Below are 12,332 nucleotides of genomic sequence, written 5' to 3' on the forward strand. Positions count from 1 at the left end.
GCTTTATTACGCCTGAGTTAACCAAGTAGTATCCAAATAATCAATCCTCGCATAGGGACTCATCGCCACTAAAATTTGCTGTCCATAACTACGGTAAATCACTCGGTTGTCGAAAATCGCCACTACGCCCTGTCTTTCTCGCACAGGTGCGATCGCCCTTTGTAACTCATTCAAGGCCGCCGGCAACAAATACAACCGAAACCAATCCTGACGCCGTTCTTTATAATAAGCCACCCGCGCCGTCACCAAAGGATTTTCCATGGAAGGAAGTGGTAAAGTGGCGATCGCCAGCAAATGAGGGGCGCTCAATTCCCCCTGATGTTCCCGCCAAAATTCCCACCCAGTCACCAAAATCCCATTCTCCCCCACATCTGTGGTTTCTACCCGCACCCTCGAACCGAACTCAGAAGCCAGCCTCGCGGCCATTCTCGCCTTCAGCGGTACATCTCCCACAATCAGCACCGTTAAACCCGCCACCGACAAACTCATAAATAGCAAAGTCCGAATTTCCTCAATTAAAACTCCCTGAAATTCCGGCGTATTCGGTAGCGGCAATCCGTCGGGAATGTAAAGTTGAATTAATTCGCTTTGTCGATCGGGCGAAAATTTAACGCTAGTCAAGGGTGGAAGTCCCAGCATTTCGCGAAAAATCGGCGCTTTTGGTTCCAAATCCACCGCCCCACCAATTAACACCACTGGCTGATCCTGCCAAATTTTGCCCAAAACCTCGGCCACCTGCATCGGCGCGCAGTACAGAGAAAAGGACCCAGCTTCACGATTGATTTGGGCCCACCTCAGTTTTCCGTTGCTTTCCCACCGATGCCAAAAATTGCTCCAAGCAGCCGGAATGTGGGTGGAAGACTCGATCGAACGAAGATTAATCTGTTCAAACAGCCCCTCCAAGATATTTTGCTCTGGGGTTTCTAGCAAATAGCACTCATCCGGCTTAGCTGGATGCTGAAAGCAAGCTCGTGTTAACAACACCCGCCCTTGCAGGATAGCATCGGCTTGGCTGGGTACCGCCAACATTAAGTCATTCCAATCTCCCGGATGCAAACACACCGTCAATTGCTGGCGCGTCCAAACTTCCAAGTCATCTACACCGTCAATAATTGTCGGAATTTGGCTCTGTGGTTGCGCATCAGTCCCCAAGCGCGATGCTAGCCAAGATTGCGGATCTAGTAGCATGAGTCCTGGAAAATCGGTATTTTGGTCATTAGTGGCGATCCTCTTCGAGGGCTTCGCTAACGGGCGATCGGTTTCCAGCCACTCTTGCAATCGAGGGATTTCCACTGCTTTCAAATGCTCGATCGCCCGTGGCGGAGCGACTAAAATTACAGGAGCCGGCCACATCAAAATCGGCATCAAATAACTGACTCGATACCGTTGTTGGTGAGCTCCTGCGGGGAGCCCTGTTTGAATCAGAGCGCTGCGCCCCAAACGTAAAGCCCGCGCCACCAGACGCGCCATCGTTAAATGATGTGGCCAGTGTGGCTCGTCGGAGTGCGATCGCAGGAAACGGAGCAGCGAGTTGTGGACGTCTACCTCAATCAATTGATTTTGCAGTTAAGATTCCTCAATCAACATAATCAAAACTTGCCATAAAATCAACTAATTGTTGACCCACAGACACATTGAACTTACGGCTGCGATGATTTTGACCTCGCTTACCAAAATTCGGGTTATGATGTACAGTCAAACTCTGCATTCCCGAACTAATTAAAATAGTTTTGGTAGGTGAATCAAAAAATTTGGTTTCATATTCAGCTTTTTTGGATAACACTAATTCCTTGACCTCTCTGATATTATTTATAGCAGCATTCAATTCTTTACAGAACTGCACTATCCGTTTTTTACCCAGATCTTGATTGAGAATTTTTTTGCCAATTTCTACAATATTTTTATGAATTTCTATAGAGTCGTCAAAAGGAAGAACTGCTAAAAAAGCTGAGGGTAATAAATGCTCATCGCTCTCAAATTTAAAAGTGATAGTTGTCCGACGATAGTCAATTTCAATATTGGGAGAAGAACTCATGGTCGGATAATACCGAGCTATTTCGTAGTAAGCTGTTGCTAAAGCGGTGTTTGCTGACGGGTCTAACAGCGCATCAACTATAATTTGTACTAACGCCGGTTTGTGATTTAAAAATTTTCTCGATTCTGAGGGCGAATTAAATTTTTGAATCTGAGTGCGATCGCCCCTAGGGCTGAGATCGATCCATTCACAGGTAATATCGTCTACTTTCACCCCAAATCGCGGCAGCAAATAAATTTTTATCCCTGTTAAAGTTGCTCCCGTCAAATCAGCACCCACCCAATCGGCGTGCATCAAATTTGTTTCAGTCAAATCAGCGTGAACCAAACTAGCATTTGCTAAATTAGCATTGCTTAAATCTGCTAAATTCAAGTTAGCACCACTCAATTGAGCATCGCTCAAATCAGCGCCGTTGAGATTAGCACCGCTCAAATCTGCCCAGGTAAGATTGGCTCCGCTTAAATCCGCGCCACTGAGATCTACCTCATGTAAAGAAGCTTGTCTCATATCCGCATTGCTAAAATTCACTTCTTTAAGCTCTGCTTTAGTCAAATCAGCCCCATGTAAGTTAGCTTCTTCAAAGTTAGCTGATGAACCAGAGGCACCTCGGAGGTTTGCACCAGAAAGATTAGCACCACTGAGGTTAGTACCGGTAATTTGTACCTCTCTTAAATCTGCTTGAGTCAGGTTAGCTCCGGTGAAGTTAGCTTTGCTGAGTTCGGCTCTGATTAATTCACTTCTAATCAGGGATGCTCCAATTAATTGAGCTTCTGTTAAGTTAGCTTGCACAAAGTTGGCAACATTAATAGTAGCGCCATTTAAGATTGCTCGCGTCAGATTGGTATTACTGAGTCTTGCTACATTCAGATTAGCTTCTGTCAAGTCACATTCGCTCAAGTTAGCACCGCCGATGTTGGTGACAAATAAAGTCGCTTTTCTCAAAATTGATTGACTGAGATTAATCCGACTCAAATTTGCTTCATTGAGGTTAATTTCTGTAAAATCTCTCTTGCCTTCTGTGTATTTTTTCACCAGTTCAAATCTATTCAGAAGTGCTGCTATTTCCATTTTTTTTACCTTAATTATGCTAGGATTTACTTGGCGGCATATAGAAATAAAAATACTTGAGCCTGAATTGATGATATTTAATCACCTAGTTGATAAAACCCTTTAATAAACTCAATTACGGTGTTGATAGGTGGAGTTGTGAGTCTTTGGGCTTTAATGGTAGGATTAATGGCAGTTTTATTGACCCCTGGTAAATTTATCAAATGTCTGCCAAAATCTGGGTGATAGTGAACCATCAAACTTTCGGCACTGGAATTAGAAAGTATAGTTTGGGTGGGGGACTGAAAAAAAGTTGATACAGTTTCATTATCCAGGCGCACAGGCTGAATTTTCATCTCTCCTATTTTTCTAATAGTTTGGGTCAAAGCCACGCTCAATTGCGCTACCAAGTTGGAAACTCTGACCCCAAGGTTATTGCCCGTTTGTGGTTGAATCATCCTCAGTAGACTGATAATATTTTTCTGAGTAAATGCCGCGTCGCTAAAGGGAATGATGGCAACGAAGGCAGTGGGAAAGAGTTGTTCGTCCTGGTCAATTCTAAACGATATGATGGTGCGTCGGGAGTTAACTTCGATACTGGGAGGATTGCTCAAGCCTGGGTATTGGCGGGCAATTTGGCGGTAGGTGGCGGCCAGGATAAAGTTAGCGTTGGGGTCTAGGGGTCGATCGACAATAATTTGTACCGTAGGTGGTGTAGCATTAAAATACTTTTGAGCTTCTTCGGCAGTGAAACGCTGAATATGACTGCGATCGCCATTGGGGCTGAGGTCAACCCAATCGCAAGTAATATCATCTGCTTTCAAACCAAATCTCGATACAGCGTAAATTTTTGCCCCCGTCAAAGCAGCACCAGTCAAATCAGCACCTACCCAATCAGCATGAATCAAGTTGGCTTGGGTCAAATCCGCGTGTACCAGAGTAGCATTCAACAGGTTGACATTACTCAAATTGGCTCCGTATAAATTGGCCCCGCTCAACCTCGCTTCACCGAGATCCGCGCCAGTCAGGTTAGTCCCACTAAGGTCAGTCCAGCGGAGATTAGCCCCTCGTAAGTCGGCACCACTGAGGTTAGCCTGAGACAGATTAGCTTGTCTGAGTTCGGCATTGCAGAGGTTAACTCCTCTGAGGTCAGCCCTGCTGAGGTCAGCCCTGTGCAAATTTGCCCGTTCCAAGTTAGCCCCCGTGAGACAAGCACCTCTGAGATGAGCTCCGTTAAGGTCTGCTTGTTCTAAATTGGCTTCTCGGAGAGTGGCTTCTCTCAAATCTGCTTCGCTGAGGTTAGCACCGCTGAGATTGGCATTGCTGAAATCAGCTCGAATCAGTTCAGCCCTGATCAGTGTAGCTTCCACCAGTTGAGCCTCCCGGAGGTCAGCTCGAATCAAATTAGCTACGTTGAGGATTGCACCAGACAGATTAGCTTTGTTGAGATTAGCACCGCTGAGTCTAGCAACATTGAGCTTGGCTTTTCTGAGATTGGTGCCAACGAGATTAGCTCCGCTCAAGTTAGTGAGACTTAAGATTGCTTCGGTGAAATTAGCCCCGCTCAGATCGATTCTGCTGAGATTGGCTTCGCACAGCAGGATGGCAGTAAAATCCCTTTCTCCTGCTGCATATTTGGCTTGGAGTTCTGCGGCGTCCATGCTTATCTATCTCCTAGATTTTTTTAGCGATCGCAAAGCTTTAGAATAAGCAATTTTGGCAACTTGAGGCAATATGCTTATACATCAATGTTATGGAAACCTTTGATAAAATCTAAAACATTACTGAGATTTGTCTGAGATAATTTGCTACTTTCCACGAACTTGCCTGCTGTTGAGTTATTGGGGTCATATTTTTTAATCAGGCGCTTGCCAAAAGCTTGGTGGTGATATACACTGAGCCTTTGGTCGCGAGAATTAATTAATATCATTTGTGTTGGTATCTGAAAGAAGTTGATACTTGCCCCTATTTTGGGAAAAGAATTAGATATTTTGATTTGATCTACTTTGCTGATAGCTTGGTTGAGGGCTTTGCTGGAATGTTGGACGTGTTTGGATTCTTTGACATTGAGATTGCCTGCATCATGGGATTGAATCATTTTCATCAAGGCTATCAGATTTTTTTGAGTGATGGCCGCATCGTTAAACGGAATTATGGCGACGTAAGCGGTGGCGAATAACTTATCATCACTGTCCATTTTAAAAGCAAGTGTGGTGCGCCTGGAGTTGACTTCGATGGTTGGTGGCTCGCTTAAACCTGGGTATTGTTGAGTAATTTGGTAATAAGTTGCAGCTAGTGCAAAATGAGCGCCTTGGTCTAAGGGGGCATCAATCACAATCCGAACTGTAGGCAAGGAGGAGTGAAAAAACTCCTGGGTGCCGCCTCCGGGATTTAGCCAGTAAATTTGGCTGTGATCGCCGTTGGGACTGAGGTCAACCCACTTGCAAGTCATGCCTTCAGTTTTGATACCGAGCCGGGAAACAGCGTGGAGTTTGGCTCCGGTTAAAGTGGCACCGGTTAAGTCTGCCCCAATCCAGTCGGCTCGAATCAGATAAGCATTGGAGAGGTCGGCGTGGACTAAGCTGGCATTGAGCAAGTTAGCGTGGCAGAGGTCGGCTCGGCTCAAGTCAGCACCACTGAGTTTGGCTTCGCTGAGATCTGCCCAGCGGAGATTGCAGCCGCTGAGGATAGCCCAGCGAAGGTTAACCCCGCTGAGGTCGGCCCCGCTGAGTATAGCTTGAGTCAGGTTGGCTTGTCGGAGTTCTGTACCTCGCAAGTCTGCACCGCTGAGGTCGGCTCGGCTGAGGTCGGCTCCTTGCAAGTTTGCTTGTTCCAGGTTGGCCCCAGTCAAGGATGTGCCGCTGAGGTTTGCACCTCGAAGGTTGGCTTGGCTGAGGTTCGCTCCCCGCAGGGTGGCTTCGGTGAGGGTGGCACCGCTGAGGTTTGCACCACTTAGGTTGGCACCACTGAGTTCGGCTCGAATCAGTTCGGCTCTGATCAGTTTGGCTCCTGTGAGTGTGGCTCTTTTGAGGTCAACTCGCACTAGGTATGCGACGTTGAGGTCGGCGTCGGTGAGGTTGGCTCCACCGAGATGGGCTCCGCTGAGTCTGGCGATGTTGAGTTTGGCCCCGGTGAGGTTGGTTTTGCTGAGGTTGGCTCCGCTGAGGTTGGCGACACTCAGATTCGCACCCTTGAGGTTGGCTCCGCTCAAGTTGACTCCGCTGAGGTTTGCCTCAGTCAGGTTGATACCGGCAAAGTTTCTCTCTCCGGTGGCATATTTTGTAAGGAGTTCCTCGACTGTCATGGGGACGGCACCCTATAGAAAAAAGATGGAAGACTGAGAACCGTTCTGTTAAATTTATCCAAAGCTGTTTAAGTCTAGACTTAACTGGACTAAGCTAGTTTTGGTTTTAACTTCCTGCTTCATCGCGGTCTAAGAATTACTGTTACTCTTGTCGATCCGCTCCACAGGCAATCTTGGTGGAACTCACCATTTCTGACCTTTCTGGAATAAATTTATTCTTCAACCATCTGTCTGTGTTTTTCGCCGCATTTGAGCCTCGATGAAGTAGTCGGATTTAAAATATTTACTTTTGCCTAAAAAGTAATTAAATGATTATAATACAATTGGAGTGGCGATCGCTCATTTTTGAGAAGATTCAGTTTGAATCATAATTGTTAAAATCAACAAAAGACAAAAAGTTGCTAGCCATAGCGTTAAAAAGAACGCGGTTTTACAGGTAAATCCCCCCAGAAACTACGCCTTACCAAAATCCTGAGTTTGACAAGAGACAGGCAACGGGGTTTTATAGTCAAGAGTGCGTCGAGCACCAAACAAATGTCTCCATTTTATAGTTATGAATATTGGTATTGTAGGATTGGGTTTGATAGGCGGGTCGATCGGGCTGGATTTACGATCGCGCGGTTTTTCGGTGTTTGGGGTTTCTAGCCGGGAACAAACCTGCCAGAGGGCGATCGCCCGCGGTGTTGTGGATAGAGCCAGTGTCTATCTGTCTGACATGGCAGTAGCCGATGTGGTTTTTATATGCACGCCCTTGGGGTCGATCGAGTCGATCGCCCAACAGTTAGTACCTCATCTTTCCCCTGATACTATTCTAACCGATGTGGGTTCGGTAAAAACACCCATAGTCCAGTCCCTATCATCTCTGTGGCCCAATTTTGTGGGGGGACACCCAATGGCGGGGACTGCCGAGAGCGGGATTGACGCTGCGGTGTCGGATTTGTTTGTGGGCCGGCCCTATGTGGTGACTCCCACTGCTTGTACCCCTGCTGCTGCGGTGGCAAGGGTAGAGGAGATTGCTCGATCGCTAGGTGCTAAAATTTACCGCTGTGGGCCAGCAGAACACGATCGAGCTGTGGCTTGGATTTCTCATTTGCCAATCATGGCGAGCGCGACATTGCTGGCGGCCTGCGCCAACGAGAGCGATCGAGATATTATTAAGCTAGCGCAACATTTGGCCAGTTCAGGCTTTCGAGACACCAGTAGGGTTGGTGGTGGCAATCCTGAGTTGGGAGTGATGGTGGCCAAGTACAATCGAGTGGAATTATTGCGATCGCTCTCTATATACCGCGACTGTCTCGACCAATTGATTGGCAATATCGAAGCTCAAGATTGGGCCACTCTCGAAAACAAGCTGAACCTGACTCAAGACACCAGAAGCAGCTACGGGTTAAGCAATTCCAACTAAAAAGTTAAAAATTAAAAACCTAGGTAAAAATTAACTTGCTAAGGTCGCAGTCTAGATTATGATTTTCATGGAAAAATGCACGACTGACTTTGACCTATTAGGAATTTTTTTTTTTGAGTGGGTGTATTTAACTATTATTTGCAGGCAGCAACTCTGTTGATTTTGCTATTGGTGGCGAATACCAGTTATACAGATTTTCCGCGACTTTGTTATTTTTGGGCGCGAGATGGTTTTTTTGCCAAGATAGTTGTCACTTTTGGGCGATGGCCTGGTTGATTCTAATGGAATTACCAAAAAACTGTTTGTTTGTTGCCGAAGTTCCTTGCTGATTTGTCTATCGCCCAATTCTTAGCAAAACGCGATCGATTTGTCGAATTGATGAAAGGTGATTATTTCTTCGGTACCCGCGATGTTACCATGACGGCAAAAACTGCTCGCGCGATGTTCCAATACGGGATTCCCGGATGGCTGGATGCTATGTTGGAGGTGGCAACTGGCAGTGTCGCAAATTCTGATTTCGAGCAGTTGGTAGCAGAGTCCGATCGCACTTTCCTCGGCGGTTTCATGAATGGCGATATCCAATGGGCTCCCCCAGAATTAGTCCCAAACGACGGCTTAGTCAGGGATGGTGGCTTAGGTACTATTGGCGGCGGGAATCACTTTGTGGAAATTCAAGTGGTTGATGAAGTTGTGGATAAAGCTAGGGCCTATACTTGGGGTGTGCGATCGGGACAAATCGCTTTCATGATTCACTCCGGTTCTCGGAATGTGGGTAAATATATAGGTGGAATGTGGCGCGATCGATCGCGCGACGCTTGGCCGAAAAGCCTAAAATACCCGGAATCAGAGCTTTTCGGGCTGTCACTCTCCGCCAATCCCGAACTTGTCAACAGCTATCTGCAAGCGGAAGCAACAGCGGCTAACTACGGTTTTGTGAATCGTTTGCTGTTAGCAGAACTTTTGCGGCTGCGTTTGCGACAAATTTTCGGCGATATCGAAGCTCCCTTAGTCTACGATTTACCTCACAATATTACTTTAGCTGAAGGTGCTGGCTGGGTGACTCGCAAAGGTGCTTGTCCCGCCTATCTCGAACAGCCATTAATCATACCTGGTTCGATGGGTGCACCGTCTTATCTGCTAGTTGGTAAGGGAAACGATCGATTTTTGCGATCGGCTTCTCACGGTGCGGGTAGAGCCCGATCGCGCTTCGATATGAGTCGCGAAGGTGTTGACAAAAGTGACACGGCTTTGGGTTTAACTGGCATAGATTGTATTACCTTACGCCAAGAGCAGAGAATAGAAGAAGCACCGGCAGCTTACAAGCCTATTCAACCAATAATTGACGCTCAAGTAGAGGCGCAAATGGTTGATGTAGTCGCTAAAATGAAGCCTGTGTTAACCTTTAAAGCGTAGGATTAAGTACCAGTTACCAGAATCGGTAGGAGCGGGTTCACTCCTTAGCTGGAAAGGATACGCAAAGACTCAAAAACCCGCCCCCCGCCATGGGCTGGAGTCGCAGTTACCATAACCACTCTCAGGTGGAAACTCCTGTCTGATAGCTCAAGTCTTCGCTAGGATGGCTAAAAACTTTTTGCTCTCAGCTTTTTAGTCGATTTTAAGCTAATGTCTGCTGTTAGACGGGGGGTTTTAACCACTCGACGGGTTGAAGGCAGTAGTGCAAGATATGACAGAAGCAAGAAGGCTATTCGGCAACGGATTTAACCGAGAGCGCGGAGGTCAGAAATCAGGAATCAGGAATCAGGAATCAGGGAAATGTAATAATAGCAATGGTTTCACAGTTAACTGTCAATTGTCAACCGTTAACTGTCAACCGTTAACTGTCAACTGTCAACAATCATTCCGATGCGATCGGAATTGATATTACCCCCAGTCCTCAATTGTCACCAAATCCCCCTAAATCTACCCATCCTTTACAGCGGTTGCTGAAATACGGGCGCCGCTACCGCCTCCAAGCTTGGCTAGCAACTATCTGTTCATTTCTGAATAAACTCTTTGACTTAGCACCACCGGCATTAATCGGGATTGCGGTTGATGTGGTGGTGAAAAATGAAGATTCAATTATCGCTCAGTGGGGAATAAAAGATGTTTTTTGGCAACTGGCAATTATTACTATTTTGAGCGCGATTGTTTGGGGATTGGAATCTATTTTTGAATATGCTTACGATTACTTATGGCGGAATTTGGCTCAGAATATTCAGCATGATTTGCGCTTGGAAGCTTACAGTCATTTACAAGAATTAGAATTAGCTTATTTTGAAGAACGCAGCACTGGTGGTTTAATTTCTATTTTGAATGATGATATTAATCAACTGGAGCGTTTTTTAGACGGTGGTGCTAATGATGTGATTCAGGTAATTACAACGGTAGTGATTATTGGCGCGGCTTTTTTTGCAGCATCTCCGACTGTTGCTGTGCTGTCTATGCTGCCGATTCCATTTATTGTTTGGGGTTCGATCGCCTTTCAGAACCGTCTCGCCCCTCTCTATGCGGATGTGCGAGAAAAGGTGAGCTTTTTGAACGGTCAATTATCGAATAACTTGAGCGGAATTACTACTATTAAAAGTTTCACTTCTGAGGATTATGAGACTCAGCGTATCGCCAACCAAAGCGAAGCTTATCGCCAAAGTAACCGAAGGGCGATCGTGCTTTCTGCTGCTTTTATTCCGTTGATTCGGATTATCATTTTCTTGGGCTTTATCGCCACGCTATTTCTGGGTGGTTTAGAGGTGGTAGCGGGCAGATTGTCAGTGGGAACTTACAGTGTTTTGGTGTTTTTGACTCAGCGGTTGCTGTGGCCTCTGACTAGGCTTGGTGACACTCTGGATCAGTATCAACGGGCGATGGCTTCTACTAATCGGGCGATGGATTTGCTGGATACTCCGATCGCCATTCGCACCGGAGATATTCGGTTGCCCATCAGTTCGATTAAGGGGGCGCTGGAATTTAAAAATGTGACTTTTTCTTACAATCAAAGAAGACCGATTTTACAATATTTTTCCTTGACGCTAATGGCGGGAAAAACTACGGCGATTGTTGGTCCTACTGGTTCGGGAAAAAGTACGTTGGTGAAGTTGATTTTGCGGCTTTACGAGGTACAATATGGTTACATTACTTTGGATGGTATTGAATTAACTCAACTGAATTTAAAAGATTTGCGCAGGGCGATTGGATTGGTGAGTCAAGATATATTTTTATTTCATGGTACGGTGGCAGAAAATATTGCTTATGGCAGTTTTGATGCAACTAATTCTGATATCATAGATGCTGCAAAAATTGCTGAGGCCCATGAGTTTATCGTGCAATTGCCCGATGGTTATGAGACAATTGTGGGGGAACGGGGTCAAAAATTGTCGGGGGGACAACGCCAGCGGATTGCTATTGCAAGGGCTGTGTTGAAGAATCCACCGATTTTGATTCTGGATGAGGCTACTTCGGCGGTGGATAATGAGACGGAGGCGGCTATTCAGCGATCGCTCGAACGAATTACTAAAAATCGGACTACAATTGCGATCGCCCACCGTCTTTCCACAGTGCGTAATGCCGACTGCATTTTTGTCATGGATGAGGGGCTAGTGGTAGAATCGGGACAGCACGAACAACTGATCGAAAATGATGGAGTTTATGCGTCGCTCTGGCGCGTCCAATCTGGTATAAAATAGGAACGCAGGGGTTTTGGGCCTTGGGCATTGGTCATTGGGCATTGGTCATTGGTAATTAGTTATTCACACTCTTCTAATAACAAATAACCAATCACAAATAACCAATCACAAATAACCAATAACAAATAACCGTAAGATATTAGTTTCTATAAGCAAGAAGAGAAAATGTTTCTATTTGATAACCCTGAGTCTAAACCCAACGAAAATAGCTGGAGTCGCAAATTAGATAAGTTTGTGAAAGCTAATCAACATGAATTGGCTGCTTTGGCTTGGGGGCTATTTCTGGAAAGGGGTGAGGAAAGCGAGGAAATTTTGGCCATTGATATTGCAGAAACAGCACGTTTTGTGTATTGTAAAAAAGAGGCGGTTGAGGAGTTGAACCGTCAAGTTAGAAGTCATATTCAGGAAGTTATAGGGGTGTTGAACGCTCACAAGCCTGAGAAGGAAGTGGCGATTTTGGCTATAGGAGAAGGTCAAATTAAGTTGATTCTATTTGAACCTAAGCCGGAACCTCCTGTTTGTTTTGAGGAAGCTGCGGCGGATGTTGATACATTGTTGGCCAAGTTGGAACAGCAGATGGTTGAATATATGAAATAGGACTTAAGTAAGGGTGTTTAGAAACCGGGTTTTTTTACTAAAATATTTGATTCAAACCCTTAATATTTCTGAAAAACCAGGTTTCTTTAGTCCTGTATATATGCCTGCGTAATTCCTGACTAAAGTTGGTTGCGCAGTTCATAAGAATTAATGCGGGATGCGGGAAACTCAGAGACTTTAGTCCTGAGAGGGAAGCGGCGCGGGGGACTTCAGTCCCCGTGTTCTTTCTTTAGTTGGCCGAGTGATGTGGATCTTCTATATATT

The 12,332-nt window shown here is 45.8% G+C and carries 8 protein-coding genes; 4 read left to right on the forward strand and 4 right to left on the reverse strand.

What is annotated here, in order from left to right; translation table 11 throughout:
- Positions 1-6: 6 nt before the first annotated feature.
- The 4 genes from AAFP14_RS02445 to AAFP14_RS02460 all read right to left on the reverse strand — a co-directional run bounded on the left by AAFP14_RS02445 (position 7) and on the right by AAFP14_RS02460 (position 6,386).
- On the reverse strand, positions 7-1,554 hold the full coding sequence (locus AAFP14_RS02445; protein WP_341730732.1) for a helicase C-terminal domain-containing protein: 1,548 nt from the start codon (positions 1,552-1,554) through the stop codon (positions 7-9).
- A 22-nt stretch (positions 1,555-1,576) separates the two neighbouring features.
- Positions 1,577-3,103, reverse strand: coding sequence for a pentapeptide repeat-containing protein (locus AAFP14_RS02450; protein ID WP_341730733.1), 1,527 nt, complete (start codon positions 3,101-3,103; stop codon positions 1,577-1,579).
- A 77-nt stretch (positions 3,104-3,180) separates the two neighbouring features.
- Positions 3,181-4,743, reverse strand: a complete 1,563-nt coding sequence (locus AAFP14_RS02455; RefSeq protein WP_341730734.1) for a pentapeptide repeat-containing protein — start codon at positions 4,741-4,743, stop codon at positions 3,181-3,183.
- 77 nt (positions 4,744-4,820) lie between these two features.
- Complete coding sequence (locus tag AAFP14_RS02460; protein ID WP_341730735.1) at positions 4,821-6,386, reverse strand: pentapeptide repeat-containing protein; 1,566 nt, start codon at positions 6,384-6,386, stop codon at positions 4,821-4,823.
- A gap of 553 nt (positions 6,387-6,939) precedes the next feature.
- On the opposite strand from AAFP14_RS02460, the gene AAFP14_RS02465 reads away from it, so the two are divergent.
- The 4 genes from AAFP14_RS02465 to ccmS all read left to right on the forward strand — a co-directional run bounded on the left by AAFP14_RS02465 (position 6,940) and on the right by ccmS (position 12,068).
- Entirely contained in the window at positions 6,940-7,791 is an 852-nt protein-coding gene (locus tag AAFP14_RS02465) for a prephenate/arogenate dehydrogenase (RefSeq protein WP_341730736.1), read from the forward strand.
- Between the two features lie 330 nt (positions 7,792-8,121).
- Positions 8,122-9,204, forward strand: a complete 1,083-nt coding sequence (locus AAFP14_RS02470) for an RtcB family protein (RefSeq protein ID WP_341730737.1) — start codon at positions 8,122-8,124, stop codon at positions 9,202-9,204.
- 485 nt (positions 9,205-9,689) lie between these two features.
- Positions 9,690-11,471, forward strand: coding sequence for an ABC transporter ATP-binding protein (locus AAFP14_RS02475; RefSeq protein WP_341730738.1), 1,782 nt, complete (start codon positions 9,690-9,692; stop codon positions 11,469-11,471).
- Between the two features lie 165 nt (positions 11,472-11,636).
- Positions 11,637-12,068, forward strand: a complete 432-nt coding sequence (gene ccmS / locus AAFP14_RS02480) for a beta-carboxysome assembly chaperone CcmS (RefSeq protein WP_341730739.1) — start codon at positions 11,637-11,639, stop codon at positions 12,066-12,068.
- Positions 12,069-12,332 lie beyond the last annotated feature (264 nt).

This window comes from Microcoleus sp. EPA2, from assembly GCA_020882975.1.
GTDB lineage: Bacteria > Cyanobacteriota > Cyanobacteriia > Cyanobacteriales > Microcoleaceae > Microcoleus.

Coding starts and splice junctions, on each gene's coding strand:
- ccmS (WP_341730739.1), top strand. CDS start 11,637: ATGTTTCTATTTGATAACCCTGAGTCTAAACCCAACGAAAATAGCTGG.
- AAFP14_RS02450 (WP_341730733.1), bottom strand. CDS start 3,103: ATGGAAATAGCAGCACTTCTGAATAGATTTGAACTGGTGAAAAAATAC.
- AAFP14_RS02455 (WP_341730734.1), bottom strand. CDS start 4,743: ATGGACGCCGCAGAACTCCAAGCCAAATATGCAGCAGGAGAAAGGGAT.
- AAFP14_RS02460 (WP_341730735.1), bottom strand. CDS start 6,386: ATGACAGTCGAGGAACTCCTTACAAAATATGCCACCGGAGAGAGAAAC.
- AAFP14_RS02465 (WP_341730736.1), top strand. CDS start 6,940: ATGAATATTGGTATTGTAGGATTGGGTTTGATAGGCGGGTCGATCGGG.